Source organism: Bradyrhizobium paxllaeri (assembly GCF_001693515.2).
Classification (GTDB): Bacteria; Pseudomonadota; Alphaproteobacteria; order Rhizobiales; family Xanthobacteraceae; genus Bradyrhizobium; species Bradyrhizobium paxllaeri.
The window spans coordinates 3,312,411-3,329,879 of record NZ_CP042968.1 but is presented as its reverse complement, the minus strand read 5'-3'; the positions used below and the strand labels follow the sequence as shown (position 1 = coordinate 3,329,879).

The window sequence follows — 17,469 nt, the reverse complement described above, 5'->3', positions numbered from 1 at the left end:
CAGCGCGTCGCCATCGATAACGCTGGCTTGACCGCGGATGCTCGTTCCTGTCGCGTCGCGGCATGATTTGTTACTTCACCTTCACTAACCTAAACATGCGGGTACGGGATTGTTTCTTGTATTGCTCATAAAGCTTCGGCTCCGCCTCCTTGAAAGCCGTTTGATCAAACGCGCTTCGCGCACCGGTCTTCCATGTTGCAATACCCTTCAACTCGGCAGCGGTGCCCATCGTCACCTTTATTTCCGCCTCAAGATAATCGTACCGCGACTCCAGGCCCGCAATCTGTTCCTCCATTACAGATTTCAGGCGGCGGATTTGCTCCGCCACTTCCAACATTTCCTGATGCATCGAGATCGCCGCGTTACCGGGTATCTTGATCGATCCATCGCTATCGGTTTCCTGCATTCTCTCGGCTTCCAAGAGCACCGGCAAACACTCCTCAAGATACGCCTTGGCGTCCAAGATGATCGGTTCAAGCTCCGCTGGCGTCACCGCAAAAAACTCCTGCGATGATCTGCCGCTAATCTGCTTGGTACTAAGCCGTTTATGCAGATAGCTTTCGCAAAGCACATCGTTGTCCGTCTCGATCAATTGGTAGACGGTGAGTTGCGGATTCCCCGTCCTCAACTGCCGCAATCGCGTCTCGATGTCGATTGTCCGGCCGATCTTGAAAATGTTGTCAGTACCATTCCGCAGAATGTAAACATTCGCCGTAGTTGTTTTGTGATCTTCAACGTCCAACGTAAAGTCATTGACCGCGTTCATTTTGCTGCCTCGATTTGGGCCGACTGCCTCAGCGATTCTGGTTTTTGCGATCCGGTTTCCTTGAGAGGAGCGCGACTCCAATCGATGAGGTCGCCATTGCCATTAATAATTTCCCAGGCGGGCAACTCGTCTGCTTTGGTGCACGCTTCGTTAAGCGTCTGGTCCGTAGACCAGCGCATTCCTGCCGTCGATCACGCAGTATTCCACGCCGATATCTTTCAGAGCTTTGATGCTGAAAGATTTGCATACACTGGCGCGCGACGATCGACTTGCTAAAGAAAGCCAAAGAACTGTGCTTTGACGCCATTCTCTGCTTTGGCTGGTCCGGGAAAATACGGATCGAATAAACTTGGCGTATTTGCTATTGACGGTCGTGCTGCGCTCGCAACTGCAACCACAACTTTTTCTCGCACTAGATATCCTTGGCAAGCGCCGTCGCGCGGTCCAAGCATCAAAGCTCTCCGCGACACCGAGCTGGCTGCAAGCGCTCGGTAAGCGCCGAGCCAGGGGCGCAAAAAAACAAATTATTGGCAAGTTGTGACAAGAATTTATTTGCGCGCATTACTAGATTGTTCCGTTGATTTGCGTCGAGAAGGATCTCGACCAACGCGACTGCCGCACGACAACACGTCAAACAGGCGGTTTCCCGCACCGCGCGTGAAACTCAATCTTTGCTGTCGAAACCGCGAACGGAGCAACTAACGTGGCTTCCTGGAAGATTGTATGCTTCTTCAGCATCGTTACCTTTTGGTCGACGGCCACGGCGGCCAGAGATACAACTTGGAAGGACTGCGAGCTCGGTCGTCAAGACCCCGACCGCAGCATTTCAGCATGCTCAAGGCTACTAGCCCGCGGCCCGACCCGAGTTCATGCAGCAGCATTTCATAACAGGGGATTAGCGTTTGCTGCGAAGGGAAACCTCGACCAAGCAATCTCGGATGTAAGTGCCGGGATTCGGTTAGACCCGAACCGTGCCTACCGCTGGCAGGAACGTGGCGAACTTCATACTCAACAAGGCAAGTACCAGCAGGGCGTTGCTGATATCACTGAAGCAATCCGACTAGATACTACTCCTCGCGCCTTTCGCTTTCACAATCGTGCCCAAGCGTTTCGAGGATTGGGCGACCTGAGCCACGCTATTGCAGACTTTGACGAGGCAATCCGGCTAGATCCCGTGGCGCGTCTGTTTCGGTTCTACGAACGGGGAAACGCCCTGCGGGACTGGGGCCAGTTCGATCGTGCGTTGTCAGATTACGAGATCGCTTTGAAATTGGAACCGACGAACGCTTGGACGCTGGTCGAGCGCGGACGCACTTATGCGAAAATGGGGCAGCCTCAAGCTGCAAAAAGTGACTTCGAAGCCGCTCGCACGTTAGCTCCTTCGAACGATGACTTAAAGCGCACGCTCGAAGTGGAGATAGCGGCACTAACCAATGCTCCAGCAACCGTTGTTTCGCCACCCGTGGCAACGGCACCGCCGCAAAAACGGGCGGCAATTACAACGCCGAATGACCAGCGGGCTGAGATTTCAAGTGGAAGTGCCATCGTCGTTTCTCGGCAGGGCCATTTGCTTACGAACCATCACGTGATTTCGGAATGTGAGAGAATTAACGTTCCTGGTGTCGGATCAGCAACATTGATTGGACAGGACAGTGGGAACGATCTCGCGCTGATCCAAATCAAAACACCGCCTGACTTCGAGGCCGAGCCGTTGAAGTTAACAAGCAAATCAGTTCGGCTGGGGGAAGATATGGTGGCCCTAGGCTACCCCTTACGGGCCCTCCTTGGCGAGGGAATAAACGTGACCACTGGCACCGTAAGTGCTCTAAGCGGCGTAGGAAATGACAGCACCAAATTGCAATTCACCGCCGCCATTCAACCCGGAAATTCTGGGGGTGCCCTCGTGGACCGAGCCGGAGCACTTGTCGGTGTAGTCAGAAGCAGATTAAACGATATTACCGCGATAAAAGTCGGAGGCTTTGTTCCTCAGGGCATCAATTTCGCGATCAGAAAGGAAATCGTCACTGCATTCCTTGCTGCGCAATGGATAACCCTGGAGCCGATGGAGGATGGCACTGCGGGCAAGACGGTTGCGGATATAGCGCAGCAAGCGCGGAAGAGCGTCTTCCCGGTAAACTGTCTGAAGTAGCGGCCGAGATGACCGGCGAGAACAACGCATAAGGAATCGCGTCTGTCGCGGTCGCATCGACGCGAGTATTTCGTGCCCATGTCTCATCAAAGCCGAATGCCAAGCTTAGCGCAAATCGGGCTATGGCTGGTAGTTGGCCGTTGCAGGAGCCACGGCGAATTGTGGGGGTGGACAGTTATCTATCCGGCTGGGCTGTCAGCCGGCAGAAACGCTCCTTGGTGTCATTGATTTACGTCAAGAGGGGTGGGCTAGGACGCTGCCTCCACTGGCGCGGTCGGAATCGCGAGGCCGCTCCATCTATTTCCTTCGAGGGACGATGAGCCGATAAAAACCCGGAGGTTAGCATCATGCTGAACTGGATATCTGGGCTAACATCTGAGAGGCGGTCGGACGGTGCAATGCATGACGCCGAGGCGGCTGTAAAAGCGTTCGGAATTCAGTGGTTCGCAGCCGACCATGAAGCGAAGTTGGCCTGCGGCCAACTCGTGATTGAGGCATTAAAAAAATTGATGCCTAATTACGATTTGAGCCGAAATCTTTACTCTCAGTTTTTCTTCTTCGCGACAAAGCAGTCCGCCACGGATCTTGAGGAAGGCGCAAAATGGTTTAGCGAAACAGCGGCGGCGGGGAAGGACGAAAATCCACCCTTATTCATGGCCATGAGCAGTATCGGTCAGCTTTTTAGTTTGTATGCAATCAATGCTGCTGCGAAAGGCGAAAAGGCCCGCCAAGCATCCGGCACTCTCTACACGACCCACAGTCGAACTGTTAACGACATGATTCAGTACGTGCTTTATCACGGCGCTTTTTAATTCTTTTTCGCATGGCAAAGTGGGTCTCGCGCTTCAGCGCGATCGGATACAGATACCCACATTCTGGGATGGTGCCAGAACCTTGCCGAAGGGATCGATGGCGTGGCGCGATTTGATCACGCGCATATCCTTTTGCACTGTAAGCAGCCCGACCGGCGTGTAGGGCCGTCCTTGAAGTCGTGACGTGGCCTCGACCACTTCTGTAAAGAGGGCGCGAAGCTGATGCCGGAGCCGACAGAGCCGGCCCCATACATCGACGAAGCCTATCGGTTGTGGGGCATCAAACAGAATGGCAAGTAAGGACGCTGGCAGCGGTCAGGATTCTATCGCCTAGCGCTTCACGCAATAGGATGACCGTGGTTGCGCCGCTAACGCGGCCTCCTGCTCGAAAGGCACATAGCGGGCGTCGTAGCGCGGACACGCGAGAGCGGCACCTTGAGCAATTATGGCTCGATTGATGTCGGTGCCGCTGGCCGTGGTGCAATAGCCGACCTCGCGGCTATAGGTCTTTTCGCCGGTCAAGCGACAGGTCAGCGACCCGGTAACAAGCGTAGTCATCACGCGCCGGGCATTCTCGCCGCGCGCTGTACCCAGTTCGGCCGCATCGACGCCCTTGAGCCGTACTGTCGTGCCCGCGACGACGACGGTGTCGCCGTCGATAACGCGAGCGGGGCCGCTGATGGTCGGCGAAGCAATCCTGGATGGAGCAGGCGCGAGCGCGGGATACCACGTGGTAGCGCCCACGTAAATCACCGCGCCGACAGCGGCTGCGACGAGAGGGACGAAAATTCCGGTCACGAATATCTGGGCCCTCTGATGCGACCCCCGATCATCAGCGTTGCGCTGCGACGGATGATCCCACAGAAGCCCATCAAGCGGCTTGGCCTTCTTCAGCCCTTCATTTTGCTCCTTCCAATCCTTCCAATGCAGAAAAGACAAGACCAGAGCAGCCCCCAAGAGGAGTACCATTGCCAATAATACGACTTCGGTGTCGCCGTCGATAACGCGGGCGGGGCCGCTGATGGTTGTGATAGCTGTTGCGCGAGCCTTGATCGCCTCATACCACTTGGCTTCGTAAGCGACGTAAAGCACCGCCAATAAAACCGCTGCGATCCTAGAGAGGCGATAGGCGAAGGCGCTGACTTGGAATGATCGTTCGCTCCCGGTGCGCTGTCCAAGGACACTGCGCAGGCGCAGGCACATAAAGACCGCCAGCGCCGCGAAGATGATGGTGTAAGTATCCACGTCGCCTTCCAATGCAGAAAAGACAAGACGGTACTAGATTTGAGGCGGGTGTTCTTGTCTTCTGCCGCCATTCACTTGTTGAACGTCGCCACGGCTGGAGGATGCACCACCATCCCCCGTGATCGCACGATAAACAATGGATTACCCCGTCCGCTATCAAGCCGCATCATGCAGCGTCTTTGTGTGCGAGGAGGTACGAAATTTAGCGCGATGTGATGAATTGCAAATATGTTCATACGGCGCGGTCGCGCGGTCCCCGCGTGCGCAGCGCTCTCCAAAGGACCCGGTGACTGATGCGGATGGTCGGGCTGTTCTCGCATTGCTGCCGCCGACTTTGGCGCGGGATAACAAAAAAATGGCGAGAATTCCCAAGAGATTTGCGCCGGGTCCTTGCTACATCACCGACTGCTGGGATCGTGCAGCCTGGCTACGGCACACCACTTTTCCAACTGCTTAGCTCAAGGTCGGAAGACGCCGGGCAGTCACTCAATCGGCAGCGACGTCGAGACGGTTCTCAGTGTTGATCTCAGCTTTCCGACAAGGGACAGACGGGCAACGCTGCTGCGAGTGGCAATACCACGACCACCTATGACGCGAGCGTCCATCCAACGGAGCTATAACTAACGATGTTCAACACGGAGACGGTCGTCCACCTTGTCGGCGACCCCTGCTGAAGCTGCACCACAAAGGCAAAGGCTGTTGGTATTTCGAATTTGACGACCACGAGGTGGTCAGTACCAAGATAGTGCAGGTGGAACGGCTCAACGACCTGCCGCTCGATACATGGGTGAACGAGGGCAGGACATTCGCCGCCGCGATGCGGGCGCAGCGAGAGCGGTGACGATCGATCGCAACGCAACCCGGAAAATCGCCCGGGCAAATATCTTGAATGTGTGCCGTCGCGCGGTCCCCCCATCAATTCATGCGCGCAGAAGGACCCAAGCCTCAGAAATCTCCTGAGATTGTCGTCTGGCAGGCGGCGCGCACACCGTCACGACGGCAGCGGCAGGTAATCTGTTTCGCTCAGGGCGGCACGCGTGACGTGCAATTGTCCATAGGGATCTTTGATGGACGGGCGTATCACCCAGCCCGATATGCCCTCGGCAACGGTCCCGTAGCTGCCGCCAGTGGTGGGACTGTTGTTGGGGGGCGAGACCACACGTGCATGGCGTCGCGCGCTAGCGCTCGCACCGCATCGACCCTGTGTCAGCGTTCGATGACGGACGGCATCCCGCAGTCGGCTAGTGGACCCATAGGGACACGAAGGCACAGGCGAAGCCCACCACTAAGATGCCTGAGGCTGCAATGGTGACTAGGTCAATTGACCAGTGGTGGTCGACCAAATCGAGGTGGCTGGAGTGATTTTCGTCCCGATATGTCTGAAGGCGCATGGCAGCACCTCCTCGTGCGCGTTGGCACCTAATTCAATCGGCTGTTGCCCAAATAGTTCCCTTCTCGCCACGCGCTGTAGATGCCCGTCGATCAATTCCTCACCGCGTCCCGGCGCACAGCCATCGCGCGCTCACGTCGGCCCCTCCGATTTTTGTACCGATCCGCAACGCAACTAGGGTAATCGTCGGGCAAATATTTCGATTTTTCGGCGGTCCCAGTGTTGCAAAGCGAACCGACGCCGATCCCCCCCTGATCTTTGATACTCGCACTTCATCACGTAACTATACCTCCGATCGCCCGGCGTGCCCGCCGGGCTTTTCGTTGGGCGGGCAGTCACGTCAGGCCGCGCAGCAATGCCAAGGTCGGAAGACGCCGGGCAGTCACTCAATTGGCAGCGATGTCGATGGCTCTCAGTAGTGTTCTCAGGTGTTCCGACAAGGGGCAGACGGTCAACGCCGCTGCAAATGGCAATGCCCCACCACGACCACCTATGACGCGGGCGTCCGGGTCATCGAACGAGGCTATCACTGACGATGTTCAACACACAAACGGTCGTCCACGTGATCGGGGACCCCTGCCTGAAGCTGTACCATAAAGGAAAAGGCTGTTGGTGTTTCGAATTTGACGACCACGAGGTGGTCGGTACCAAGATGGTGCTGGTGGAACGGCTCAACGACCTGCCGCTCGATAGATGGGTGAACGAGGGCAGGACATTCGCCGCCGCGATGCGGGCCCAGGGCGAGCGGTGACGAGCGATCGCAACGCAACCCGGAAAATCGCCCGGGCAAATATCTTGAATGTGTGCCGTCGCGCGGTCCCCCCAATAACTCACGCTCTTCAAAGGACCCCAAGTTCAATGCGGCCTACTGCGGCACGTCCGCTTTTAGGGGTGACGCGGACTTGGGCGAGCAACTCCGAATGTCGCCTTTTTGGCCCACAGGCGATCTTCGGTTGATCGGAGCTGGATGCTTTCGGCAGCAAGTGTCTAGTGGCGCTAAACTAGCGCAGCGTCTCGACTGTTGCGACGTGCTCACGGATGAGCCTCGCGACATCCGACGCATGGGTCGCGACCATGAAGTGACTGGCACCGGGAACGGTCACCAGCGACGATCTGGAGATCGCGTCATTCAGCACCTCGGCGACGCGCTGAACGACTGGATGACTGCGTTCACCTCGCACGAGGAGGCTTGGTGCCGTGATGGCCGCATATGCGGCAAGCGGCACGTCGAAACGCCACGCCGACGACCAGTCGAGAATGTTCGTCGGCGTGGTGGCAACAATGTAATCCCGGGCCCGGGCTCCGAACGTATCAAAACTACCGTCGCCGCCGTAGAAGTCGATGATGCTCCGCGCAGCCAGCAGATTTCCGTTATCACATGCGCGGACATAAGCGTCGCTCATCGCGCGCACTTGCTCGTACGGCCCGAGATCGCCGGAGTGGCGAAGCAGATTGAACGGGGTCGCCTCGATCAGGGTCATGCTTGCGATTTTGGTCGGATCACGGAGGGCGGTCGCCAGACATACGGTGCCACCATACGAATGCCCGACGAGGTGGACAGCGCTGTTAGTGCGCTGGATGACGGCATCGATAACGTCGATCTCCTGTTCGATCGAAACGTCGTCCGGCGTCCGGCGCTCTTCGGTATCGCCATAACCGAGCAGGCTCGTTGTCACCGCCCGAAAGCGATCTCCTAACAAGGCGATCACACCACGCCACAGTGCGCCCGTACTCCACGAGCCGGGCACGAAAAGAATTGCCGGCCCCGATCCTTGCTCGCGGTAGTCGATCCGTCTAGCAGGATATTCGACCATGGCTGCCCCGGCGGGTGGACGTGGTCCGTATCGATAACGATACCACGAGCCGCGCGAAAACCAGATGGAAGACAAAGCTGAACTTCTGCTCATGGCCTAGGCGGACATCCAGCGCAAGCCCGGGCGACGCCCTCGCCTCCACCGCATCCCGCCTCGCGTTCGTGACGACCGCGATACGCCCCTCTTGTCGAGGCGGGACGCGCGGAAAATGCCGCTGATTTGGGGGCGAGGGAAAGCAGTATATTTTTGCGCTGACGACTGGACGACCCAAATCAGTTTGAATCTGTTCAGCAAATCAAGTTTTCCCTGCCGCCGCAATCTTCGATGGCACGCCGCTCGCGACACGTCGTCAGACTTGAATTGGCCGCGATGGCACCCGCATTATCTGTGTCAGGGTGCCGAAGCCAGAGCGCCCGCTCTTGGGAGGATTTGAAATGAAAGCATTCACGTTGGGTGCGGCGGTCACGCTTGCATTCACCGCCACAGCCTTCGCGCAAGCGCCGACCTGGACGGTGCCGACCGAAAGCCAGCGATGTCCGTCGAAATGGGGCGCGGCCGACGAGCGCGGTTCGGCCAACCACCAGAAGCCGGCGGCGGTGCTGAACGCCGCCAAGCTGATCAAATCAGGCGAAGTGATCGAGCTGGCGCATGTGCTCGGCCCCAGCATGGCATTCTTTGGAACGCGGCGCTTCGACATGCATGCCAAGCGCACCTTCATGAACCAGTTCTCCAACATGCGCGGTTCGAATGAAGAGATCATCGTGACCGAGCTTGGACAGGTCGGCACGCAGTTCGACGGCTTTGCGCACCAGACTCATCTCAACAGCTGGTACAATTGTCAGAAGGTCGACGAGAATATCGACCGTGCCGGCTTCAAGAAGTTCGGCATCCACAATGTCGGCGCGCTGTTCACGCGCGGCGTGCTAATCGACGTCGCGGCCTTCAAGGGCGTCGCGATGCTGGACGACAATTACGAAATCACCGTCGAGGATCTCGAAGGTGCGCTGAAAAAGCAGAACCTGGCGCTGCAACCCGGCGACGCCGTGATCATCCACACCGGCTGGGGCAAGCTCTACGGCAAGGACAATCCGCGCTACGTAAAGTCCTGTCCCGGCATCGGCGTGCAGGCCGCGCTCTGGCTCGCCACAAAGGACCCGATGCTGCTCGGCGCCGACAACTGGCCGGTCGAGGTCGCGCCCAATCCGGACAAGCAATTGTCGCTGCCCGTGCACCAGATCGCGCTGGTGGTGAACGGCATCCACCTTTTGGAAAATCTCAAGCTCGATGAGCTCGCTCAGAAGGGCGTCGGCGAATTCGCCTTCGTGATGCAGCCGCTGAAGATTCAGGGCGGCACGGGCTCCACGGTCTCGCCGATTGCGGTGAGGTAGGAAAGTAGCCTGAGTAGTAAGCCCGCATGAGCGGAACGATATGCGGGACCGGTCCCGCATATCGCTCCGCTCATGCGGGCTACGCTTAACCAGATCGTGCAAGATCGACATAAGCAACGTCATCGTGCGCTAACGATGCGTGCCTGATGGCCTTCGTCTCGCTTGGCGGCAAGCGTGGCTGATGCCATACCCGACCAAAGCCTGATGGTACAGTATGGCCGGCGGTATCATCATGGGTTGCCGCCGAAAGGCCCTCGCCCAATGATGGGAAAAAAGAAGGGATGATCGCATGACGCCAGACGGAGTTGCCTTAGCCGCCATCGTCATCCTGCTTTTCCCGATGGGTTATTTCTTTCTGGCCTCGCCCGCCTTTCTACTGGTGAAGCTCGACATCCCACCCGTCACCCAATTGTTGCGCGGCATGTTCAATGCGCATTTCCTGATGACGGGCATTGCGGGCGTGATCGGAACGCTGGTTTTTGCGGCAACCGGCCGGCTGGGCTTCGCGGTCGGCATCGGCTTGCTCACGGCGATCGCGGTCTGGTCGCGGCGCTGGTTTCTGCGGCAGTGGGATGTCCAGCTTAATGCCAGGGACGCGGGCGATGCCGATGCGGTGCGCCGGCTGCGGCGCTTGCATTGGGGCGGCATGCTGTCCAATGCGGTGCAGCTCGTCGCCATCGTCGGCAGCATTCCCCTATGTCGCCGCGACGACCTAGCGCGACTGCCGTAGCCCTGCGCTTGCATATTCTCCCGCGCGGAAAAAATCGGGTTGCATTCGGCATTAACTCGCCTGCAAGTCATTGAAGAACGCCGAATTTTTGCTCGATGCGCCAAAGTGTCCCGGCCCGCGCCCGTGGCAGTGGCGGTGTGATGCGATACGCTCCCTCAAAAAACAGGGAGGAATCATGTCCGCAAAATTCAATCGCCGTCACTTCATCGCCGCCGGTACGGCTGCCGCCGCAATGCCGTTGCTCTCGCGCGGCGCCTCGGCGCAAGGGGCGTGGCCGTCGCGGAACATCCGCATGGTCGTCAGCTACCCCGCGGGCGGACAGACCGACCTGCTGGCGCGCGCCTTCGGCGATTTCATCTCCCGCCAGGTGGGCAAGACCGTCGTCATCGAGAACAAGGCCGGCGCCTCCGGCTCGATCGGTGCGCAGGAGGTCGCGCGCGCGGAAGGAGACGGTCACACCATCCTGTGCTCGATCTCGACCACCTACGTGATGAACCGGGTGATGATGAAAAACCCCGGCTACGACATGGACAAGGATTTGACGCTGGTCAGCATCATCCCGGGCGCCGGGCTATTGCTGGTCGCGAGCCCGGCATCCGGCGTCAAGACGCTGGACGATTTCGTCGCGTTCGCGCGCAAGAAGGGCCAGGTGAATTTTGGCACCTATAGTGCGGGCTCGGCGCCGCACATGACCATCAATGAACTCAACAAGCAGTATGATCTCAAGATCGAGCCGATCCACTACCGGGGCGAAGCGCCGATGTGGACGGGAATTCTGGACGGCACGCTCGATGTCGCGATGGGCAGCTACACGGCCGCGCAGGCCGTGCTGACGGGCGACAAAGGCACCGTGTTCGCGGTGCATTCGAAGAAGGTCGACGCCATCCCCAACGTTAAGACCCTGCCCGAACAGGGCGCGACATCGAAGTTCTTCACCATCAGCGGCTTCACCGGCTGGGCGGTGCCCAAGGCGACGCCGCAGCCGATCGTCGACCGGCTGTCGGAACTCTTCGTGGCGGCCAACAGCGATCCGAAGGTGAAGGAGGTTCTCTCTACTTTCGCGCTCGAGCCCACGCTCGGCTTCAAGGAAAGCAATGCGCTCTATCAACGCGAATTGCCGACCTGGATCGAGAGCGCCAAGGCGCTCGGGCTGGAGCCGGCGTAGCGGGCTAGTTCTCCGCTCTCACTTCGCGAATGGGTTGACCCAGCCCCTCTGCCCCACCGACGCGCGCGGCGGATAGGCGGCCTCGAGATAGCTGAGCACTTTCTCGCGATCCTTGTCGTCGAGCGGCGGCATGTTGTGGCGGCGGACCATCAGGTTGATGGAATCCTCCCACTGCGCGCGCGTCATGCCCTGCTGGGCCACCAGGCGGAAACCGTGGCAGGCGGTGCAGGCGTAGAAGGTCTCGTCGCGGCCTGCGCCCGCGGCAAACTCCTCCGGGCTTTCGTCGCGCGGCGTGAACGCCGTTTGCGCCGAGGCCGGCGCCATCCAGAGCGCACCGGCCACGGCGAACCACGCAAGACGCAGCATCATCCGACCAGCACCGCGATGCGGTGCATGGCGTTGCCGCCATAGCCTTGCGGATTCCAGAAGCCGGCCTGATGCGGCTGCATCGCGCCCTTGGAATCGGTGGCGCGGGCCCAGATTTCGAAGTAGCCGTCGGTCGGCAGCTTGACGGTCGCGGTCCAGCGCTGCCAGTCATATTTGTTCTTCGGCTTCTCCAGCGTGACGCGCTGCCAGCTCGCGCCAAAATCGAGCGAGATATCGACCTGCTTCACCGTGAGATCGCCGGCCCAGGAGGCGCCGCGTAGCTTCAGCTCCTTGGTGCCGGCGGCGAATTTCGCGCCGTTCGCAGGGTTAGTGATGATCGAGCGCACCGGCATCGATTCCAAAATCTTAAAGTTCGCCGGATCGCCCTTGCCGCCGGGCACCATCGGCTTGATCGGCGTGCGATAGGAAAACTCCGTCATGCCGGGGCCGTCGTGCTCGCGGTCGCGGATGGTGATACGCGTCAGCCATTTCTGCGAGGCCGAGCCCGCCCAGCCCGGCACGACCAGCCGCACCGGCCCGCCATGGATGTTCGGCAGCGGCTTACCGTTCATGGCCCACACGATCAGGGTGTTCGGGTCCATCGCCTTCTCGATGCGCACCCCGCGCGAGATGGTCGGCTTGGAAGCGTCGCCCGACAGATGCAGGTCGGCCGCATAATGCGCGGTGTATTTCGCTGACGGCTTGAGGCCGGCCTTCTTGAGGAGATCGGCGAGCGGGACGCCGGTCCATTCGGCGCAGCCTGCGCCGCCATTGGCCCACTGGTTGCCGCGCGCCGGCGGCGAAAATCCCGCACGTCCGTTGCCGCCGCATTCCAGCACCATGCGCCGCGTCACCGCCTTGTATTTCGATTTCAATTCGCCGAGCGTGATCTCGATCTTGTTGTTGACCTCGCCATCGATGGTGATCTTCCAGGCGTCGGGGTCCTTTGCCTCTTCCGGAATCTGCCCGTTGTTGCGGATGTAGAATTTCTCGATCGGCGTGGTGTCGTCATCGAGCAGGCTTTCCGGCGTCTCCGCCACCAGCGGCTTTTCGCCGAGCACGACGAGCCCCTCGTTCTTGCCGGGGTATTTCAGGTGTTGCGGTCCCTTGGCCGCAGGCGCCGCGGCTTGCGCGTGCGCCTGCGGAATGCCGATGCCGTCGCGCGAGAGCGGCATCGCGCCGCCGATCACGGCGCCCAGCGCCGCCAGTCCTGAGCCGCCCAGAAATCTGCGCCGGCTGGTTTCGAAACGGCTGCCGTCAGCCGCATTGCCCTCGGTTTCCCGCGCCATGACGTCCTCTCCCTTTGTGCCCGCTCCCGGGCTTTCTTGGCCGGACCCCGCTTCCGGGAATCCAACTGGGAAGAGTATTTGCGCTTTGCGGGCGGGCTGCAAGACCGGCAAAAGTAGCGAGCCGCCGGGGCCGCTGATGGCATCGACGCCCGGCGCGCTGCGCCGGGCATCGCTGCATCGAACAAAAGAACTCAGCCCTTGCGCGCTTTGCTGAGCAGGTAGTTGTCGTAATAGTTTTCCGCGATCTGCGTGTAGAACAGCACTTCCTTCATGTAGGCGTCGTGGCTCTCTTTCGTCTTCTTGAACAGCGGGCTTTTCTCGGCGATCTCGTTCAGGTGGTCCTGGGTCGCCTGGTAGCAGGCTTCCATGACCGGTTGCGGAAAGGCGCGCAGCTCCGCCCCGCCCGCGACCAGCCGCTTCAGCGCGGCAGGATTGACGCTATCGTATTTCTCGATCATCCACGCGCCGGCCGCCGCACCCGCCTGGTTGAGGATCGCCTGGTACTGCTTCGGCAGCGCGTTCCACTTCTCCTCGTTCACGACCATGTGCAGCATCGCGCCGCCTTCCCACCAGCCGGGGAAGTAGTAGTACTTCGCCACCTTGTAGAAGCCGAGTTTTTCGTCGTCATAGGGGCCGACGAACTCCGCGGCGTCGATCGATCCCTTCTCCAGCGCCGAATAGACCTCGCCGCCCGCGATCTGCTGCGGCACGATGCCAAGCTTGGCGAGCACATGGCCGCCCATGCCGGCGATGCGGAATTTGAGACCCTTGAGGTCGTCGGGCGTCTTGATCTCCTTGCGGAACCAGCCGCCCATCTGCGTGCCGGAATTGCCGCACAGGATCGCATGCGCCTTGAACGGCTTCAGCGCCTCGTTGCAGAGCTCGGCGCCGCCGCCGAACGACCACCACGAACCCTGATGGCGGTGGTTCATGCCGAACGGCGCGCCGGTGGCGTAAGCCACCGCCGGCTCCTTGCCGATGTAGAAATAAAGCGGCGTCTGCGCGATCTCCACCGTCGCCGTGCTTACGGCATCGAGCGCCTGCAGGCCGGGCACGATCTCGCCGGCCGCAAAGGTCTGGATCTGGAATTTGTTGTCGGTGGCGTCAGCCACATATTTCGCAAAGGTCTGCGCCGTGCCGTAGATGGTATCGAGCGACTTTGGAAAGCTCGAGGTCAGGCGCCATTTGATCTCGGGCGAGCCTTGCGCGATCGCAGGCGCCGCCACCAGCGTCGTCGCGCCGGCCACGGCGCTGCCTGTGAGGAACGTACGGCGTTTCATGATGTGCTTACTCCTTCGATTGCAATCCAGTGGGCCGGGGCGCGCGAAAGCGTTTCCGGGACCATTCGGCCCGTATCATACTGAACTTCAATGCGTGCGTGGAAGCCCTACCTTGCCTATGACAAGGCCCGATATCCAGGGCTGTTGGCGGCTGACTTTGGCCCGGCTGACTGGCAAACCGGAACGGTGTCGGCGTCAATTTGTCGCTCGACTCCGCGCACAAACCTTGCGAAAATTTTCAACGATGCAACCGCCCCACAGGAAGGCGGGGACATGCTCGTCGTAGACTTGCATTACTCGCCACTTCGGCTGTGGCGTTGTGACTTTGTCTGCCAGCCAGACAGTCGGGCGCAAATCGCGCCTTCGAAGTGCCGGCGATGTACTGGCAGCAATCATGATAGCCGATCGCCGGAAGACAGGTATCGTCGTGGGCGCATCGCCCATAGCCAGCACTTCAAAGCAGGAAACAGCGGAGACCTGCCATGATCAGTATTGAGGAAACTTCGAGCAAGCTGGTTCTGAAGACCGGCTCGACCACGCTTACGTTCGACAAGGCTTCCGGCAAGGCGACACTGCAGAAAAAAATGCTGCTGTGGAACAAGAAGCCTGTTGAGTTCGCGCTCTCCGAAATCGACGACATCGCGGTGAAGTCGGACGTCGACGGGCTTTCAGGCGCGGCAATCCATCACAGCGTCATGCACAGGCGCAGCGGCGAGATCACCGTCCTGACGACCGAGGAAGCCAACGACGCTGCCGAGACCGTCAAGAAGCTGCGTGGATTTGTCGGACTTTAGGTTTCGGGCAAGACGGCTACGGCTCGGACACCATGCGCTAGCCGTGAAACTTCAGCCCGTCGACGATCTTGTCGATCACCTTGCGCTCGGCGCGCATCGCGAGCCCGACCAGATTGAGCTCGGCGCGGATCACCGCGCTGACCACCTCGCGGTTGGCGGCGTCATGCGTGGTCTTGAACATGTCCTCGGTGTAGACGGCAGGGGTGACGTTGCGCGCCAGTGCCCGCTCCAGCGCGCGGGACAGTGCCGGGCGGTCGGCGCCGTAGATCAGGATCGGCTGGCCGATCAGCGACAAATATCTCGTGCCCGATGCGTCGCCATAGGGCTCGCCGATGCAGTCGGGAAACGACGCGGCGATGCCGCCGGCGAGGAAGGATGCGACGTTGAGTTTCTGCCAGGCTTCGAGATCGGTCCGGATCACGACCGCGATCTTGGTGTCGAATTGCATGATGGCTCCCGATTTCATTCCGGGACACGTCGAAGACGCGAACTCGGAATGACAATAGCAAAGTCATCCCTTGGCGTCGCAGGCCCAGGCGCGGATGACGCATTCCTTGCCGCCGAACTCATAGCACTTCTTTGTTGCGGCGTTGAGCGAGCTCGAAATTTTGGGTTTCACGGCATAGCCGTGGGCGCCGCAGGGGTTGGTCATATCGACGGCGAGCGCCGCGCAGGCCCGTTTCATGGCAATGGCGGTGCAGTTGCCCTTGCACTGCTTCAGCGCCGCCGAGCGCGCGTCGGCCTCGGCGGGATAGTCATAGGCCTGGCCATAGGCGCCGCATTTGCCGACCGCCAGCGCGCCAGCGGCCCATGCCTTGGTAAAATAGCTCGAAACAGCCAGTAGCAGCGTCAACACAACGACAAACAACGCGCGGCGCTGTGCCGCGACGGTCGAAACGATCAAAATCCCCTCCCCCGAGGTAACCGGGAGAATCTAGCCGCGGGGAGTTTCCAGTTGGTGAACGGAATGGTTGCGTAGCAACCATTAAACGGATTGATTGTGCGCGATTGATTGTCCGTTTCCGCTGAGCATGACGCCGTGCTCGCCGCCGTCAAGGCGTGGCCTGGCGGCGGCTGTGGGTGGCGAGAGATTGGAGCGACGGCCATCCTTGACGACGGCTGCGCGCGACGTCGTTGGGATGGCAGGTCGGGACGAAGAAACGGTGCTGCGGTCGAACCAAGAAACTTGGATTAGCTTGCTGGCGAGGCGCCCATCGTTGCAGCCAAGGGGGGCTGGTCTTGCCAAGGCGTGCCACGTGCCACGACAGTGTTGATGAAGATGAGCAGCTTCCTGGCGCAGGCGATGAGCGCTTGCTTGTGCTCTTTTCCAGCGGCCCTCAGCCGGCTGTAAAGGGCGATAAGCTGCGGATTCCAGCGAAAGGATGCCGGCAGCGCCGCCGTATAGAGCGCCCGACGCAGCCTCTTGCGTCCGCCGTCGACGTGACGGGCGCCGCTGTGCTCGCCGCTGTCATCGTCATAGGGCGCAAGGCCGGCGAGAGCGGCGGCTTGCTCGCGGCTGAGCTGGCCGATCTCGGGCATGCGTATCAGGACCGCGACTGCGGTCGGCATCCCGGCGCCGCCCACGCTGTAGATCAGATCGAGCCGCTGGGCGAGGTCGCGATGCTCGCGGATCGCGGCCACCAAGGCCTTGAGTTCGACCCTCTCGCGCTTGGCCAGGCGGGCGATCTCGTCCTTCCAGACCTTCTGGATGCGCGGATCGCGGCAGGCCTCGAGCCGGTTTTTGTACAGCGTAATGTCCTCTCCGATCTGTTCGATCAGCGTCAGATGTTCGGCAAACGGCTGCAGCCGGGGATCGGGGGCGGCGTGGATCTTCTTGACCGCAGCAGTGCAGGCGGCAATCAGCGCGGCATCGATCTTGTCGTTCTTGGCGCGCTGCAAGTGGAACTTGGCATAGGCCCGCACTTGTGCCGGCTGAAACACCACCACAACGAACCGCTTGCGCCGCAGCTCGCTGACGACTGGGAGTTCATAGCCGCCACTCGCCTCGATCCCAATGCGCTTGACCTTGTGGCGCCGCAACCACTCCAACAGCGCCTTGTGGCCTTCAGCCGTGTTCTCGACTTGCAGCTGCAAGGAGTTGCCATCGATCGCCACGTCTAGCTTCCGTTTGCCGGTATCGATCCCGGCGCAGATTGTGGTACGCTTGGCCATCTTCGTCGACCCTCCCTTGTGATGCGAACCTGAAGTTCCTTCAACCATCCGGGTCCCGATGAAGTGCCGATTGCGATCTTGCTACGTAAGACAGCCCTCTAGGCTTCGG

The 17,469-nt window shown here is 60.0% G+C and carries 16 protein-coding genes; 7 read left to right on the top strand and 9 right to left on the bottom strand.

The window, feature by feature from the left end; genetic code table 11:
- Positions 1-70: 70 nt before the first annotated feature.
- Positions 71-766, bottom strand: a complete 696-nt coding sequence (locus LMTR21_RS15690) for a GIY-YIG nuclease family protein (RefSeq protein ID WP_065754170.1) — start codon at positions 764-766, stop codon at positions 71-73.
- Between the two features lie 703 nt (positions 767-1,469).
- Between LMTR21_RS15690 and LMTR21_RS15685 the strand changes: the two genes are divergently transcribed.
- Positions 1,470-2,915 carry a trypsin-like peptidase domain-containing protein gene (locus tag LMTR21_RS15685; RefSeq protein WP_084030720.1) on the top strand — a complete coding sequence of 482 codons (1,446 nt, stop codon included), beginning with the start codon at positions 1,470-1,472 and terminating at the stop codon, positions 2,913-2,915.
- A 398-nt stretch (positions 2,916-3,313) separates the two neighbouring features.
- Positions 3,314-3,727 carry a hypothetical protein gene (locus LMTR21_RS15680; RefSeq protein ID WP_141688396.1) on the top strand — a complete coding sequence of 138 codons (414 nt, stop codon included), beginning with the start codon at positions 3,314-3,316 and terminating at the stop codon, positions 3,725-3,727.
- Between the two features lie 330 nt (positions 3,728-4,057).
- Here the strand turns inward: LMTR21_RS15680 and LMTR21_RS15675 are convergent, their stop codons facing one another.
- Positions 4,058-4,972, bottom strand: a complete 915-nt coding sequence (locus LMTR21_RS15675) for a thermonuclease family protein (RefSeq protein ID WP_141688395.1) — start codon at positions 4,970-4,972, stop codon at positions 4,058-4,060.
- A gap of 1,925 nt (positions 4,973-6,897) precedes the next feature.
- Here LMTR21_RS15675 and LMTR21_RS15670 point away from each other — a divergent pair.
- Positions 6,898-7,113: a hypothetical protein gene (locus tag LMTR21_RS15670; RefSeq protein WP_065754166.1), complete on the top strand. Its 216-nt coding sequence runs from the start codon at positions 6,898-6,900 to the stop codon at positions 7,111-7,113.
- 250 nt (positions 7,114-7,363) lie between these two features.
- On the opposite strand, the gene LMTR21_RS15665 is transcribed toward LMTR21_RS15670, so the two are convergent.
- On the bottom strand, positions 7,364-8,176 hold the full coding sequence (locus tag LMTR21_RS15665; protein ID WP_065754165.1) for an alpha/beta fold hydrolase: 813 nt from the start codon (positions 8,174-8,176) through the stop codon (positions 7,364-7,366).
- A 434-nt stretch (positions 8,177-8,610) separates the two neighbouring features.
- On the opposite strand from LMTR21_RS15665, the gene LMTR21_RS15660 reads away from it, so the two are divergent.
- The 3 genes from LMTR21_RS15660 (at position 8,611) to LMTR21_RS15650 (ending at position 11,459) form a co-directional block, all read left to right on the top strand.
- Positions 8,611-9,564: a cyclase family protein gene (locus tag LMTR21_RS15660; RefSeq protein WP_065754164.1), complete on the top strand. Its 954-nt coding sequence runs from the start codon at positions 8,611-8,613 to the stop codon at positions 9,562-9,564.
- 289 nt (positions 9,565-9,853) lie between these two features.
- Positions 9,854-10,294 carry a hypothetical protein gene (locus LMTR21_RS15655; RefSeq protein ID WP_065754163.1) on the top strand — a complete coding sequence of 147 codons (441 nt, stop codon included), beginning with the start codon at positions 9,854-9,856 and terminating at the stop codon, positions 10,292-10,294.
- 175 nt (positions 10,295-10,469) lie between these two features.
- Positions 10,470-11,459, top strand: a complete 990-nt coding sequence (locus tag LMTR21_RS15650) for a Bug family tripartite tricarboxylate transporter substrate binding protein (protein WP_065754162.1) — start codon at positions 10,470-10,472, stop codon at positions 11,457-11,459.
- Positions 11,460-11,477: 18 nt separating this feature from the next.
- Here the strand turns inward: LMTR21_RS15650 and LMTR21_RS15645 are convergent, their stop codons facing one another.
- The 3 genes from LMTR21_RS15645 to LMTR21_RS15635 all read right to left on the bottom strand — a co-directional run bounded on the left by LMTR21_RS15645 (position 11,478) and on the right by LMTR21_RS15635 (position 14,394).
- Positions 11,478-11,828 carry a hypothetical protein gene (locus tag LMTR21_RS15645; protein WP_065754161.1) on the bottom strand — a complete coding sequence of 117 codons (351 nt, stop codon included), beginning with the start codon at positions 11,826-11,828 and terminating at the stop codon, positions 11,478-11,480.
- On the bottom strand, positions 11,825-13,114 hold the full coding sequence (locus tag LMTR21_RS15640) for a sulfite oxidase (RefSeq protein ID WP_065754160.1): 1,290 nt from the start codon (positions 13,112-13,114) through the stop codon (positions 11,825-11,827). Before LMTR21_RS15640 ends, LMTR21_RS15645 begins: the two co-directional genes overlap by 4 nt.
- A gap of 191 nt (positions 13,115-13,305) precedes the next feature.
- Positions 13,306-14,394, bottom strand: a complete 1,089-nt coding sequence (locus LMTR21_RS15635; RefSeq protein ID WP_065754159.1) for a TRAP transporter substrate-binding protein — start codon at positions 14,392-14,394, stop codon at positions 13,306-13,308.
- A 482-nt stretch (positions 14,395-14,876) separates the two neighbouring features.
- Here LMTR21_RS15635 and LMTR21_RS15630 point away from each other — a divergent pair, with 482 nt between their 5' ends.
- Positions 14,877-15,188 carry a hypothetical protein gene (locus LMTR21_RS15630; protein WP_065754158.1) on the top strand — a complete coding sequence of 104 codons (312 nt, stop codon included), beginning with the start codon at positions 14,877-14,879 and terminating at the stop codon, positions 15,186-15,188.
- Positions 15,189-15,225: 37 nt separating this feature from the next.
- Here LMTR21_RS15630 and LMTR21_RS15625 read toward each other — a convergent pair whose 3' ends face one another.
- The 3 genes from LMTR21_RS15625 to LMTR21_RS15615 form a co-directional block, all read right to left on the bottom strand.
- Positions 15,226-15,636 (bottom strand): DUF2000 family protein, encoded by a 411-nt coding sequence (locus LMTR21_RS15625; protein ID WP_065754206.1) that lies wholly within the window; start codon positions 15,634-15,636, stop codon positions 15,226-15,228.
- Positions 15,637-15,699: 63 nt separating this feature from the next.
- Positions 15,700-16,089 carry a DUF4189 domain-containing protein gene (locus LMTR21_RS15620; protein ID WP_065754205.1) on the bottom strand — a complete coding sequence of 130 codons (390 nt, stop codon included), beginning with the start codon at positions 16,087-16,089 and terminating at the stop codon, positions 15,700-15,702.
- A 290-nt stretch (positions 16,090-16,379) separates the two neighbouring features.
- On the bottom strand, positions 16,380-17,360 hold the full coding sequence (locus LMTR21_RS15615) for an IS110 family RNA-guided transposase (RefSeq protein ID WP_065750579.1): 981 nt from the start codon (positions 17,358-17,360) through the stop codon (positions 16,380-16,382).
- Positions 17,361-17,469: the final 109 nt, after the last annotated feature.

Coding starts and splice junctions, on each gene's coding strand:
- LMTR21_RS15690 (WP_065754170.1), bottom strand. CDS start 766: ATGAACGCGGTCAATGACTTTACGTTGGACGTTGAAGATCACAAAACA.
- LMTR21_RS15680 (WP_141688396.1), top strand. CDS start 3,314: ATGCATGACGCCGAGGCGGCTGTAAAAGCGTTCGGAATTCAGTGGTTC.
- LMTR21_RS15670 (WP_065754166.1), top strand. CDS start 6,898: ATGTTCAACACACAAACGGTCGTCCACGTGATCGGGGACCCCTGCCTG.
- LMTR21_RS15665 (WP_065754165.1), bottom strand. CDS start 8,176: ATGGTCGAATATCCTGCTAGACGGATCGACTACCGCGAGCAAGGATCG.
- LMTR21_RS15660 (WP_065754164.1), top strand. CDS start 8,611: ATGAAAGCATTCACGTTGGGTGCGGCGGTCACGCTTGCATTCACCGCC.
- LMTR21_RS15655 (WP_065754163.1), top strand. CDS start 9,854: ATGACGCCAGACGGAGTTGCCTTAGCCGCCATCGTCATCCTGCTTTTC.
- LMTR21_RS15650 (WP_065754162.1), top strand. CDS start 10,470: ATGTCCGCAAAATTCAATCGCCGTCACTTCATCGCCGCCGGTACGGCT.
- LMTR21_RS15645 (WP_065754161.1), bottom strand. CDS start 11,828: ATGATGCTGCGTCTTGCGTGGTTCGCCGTGGCCGGTGCGCTCTGGATG.
- LMTR21_RS15640 (WP_065754160.1), bottom strand. CDS start 13,114: ATGGCGCGGGAAACCGAGGGCAATGCGGCTGACGGCAGCCGTTTCGAA.
- LMTR21_RS15635 (WP_065754159.1), bottom strand. CDS start 14,394: ATGAAACGCCGTACGTTCCTCACAGGCAGCGCCGTGGCCGGCGCGACG.
- LMTR21_RS15630 (WP_065754158.1), top strand. CDS start 14,877: ATGATCAGTATTGAGGAAACTTCGAGCAAGCTGGTTCTGAAGACCGGC.
- LMTR21_RS15625 (WP_065754206.1), bottom strand. CDS start 15,636: ATGCAATTCGACACCAAGATCGCGGTCGTGATCCGGACCGATCTCGAA.
- LMTR21_RS15615 (WP_065750579.1), bottom strand. CDS start 17,360: ATGGCCAAGCGTACCACAATCTGCGCCGGGATCGATACCGGCAAACGG.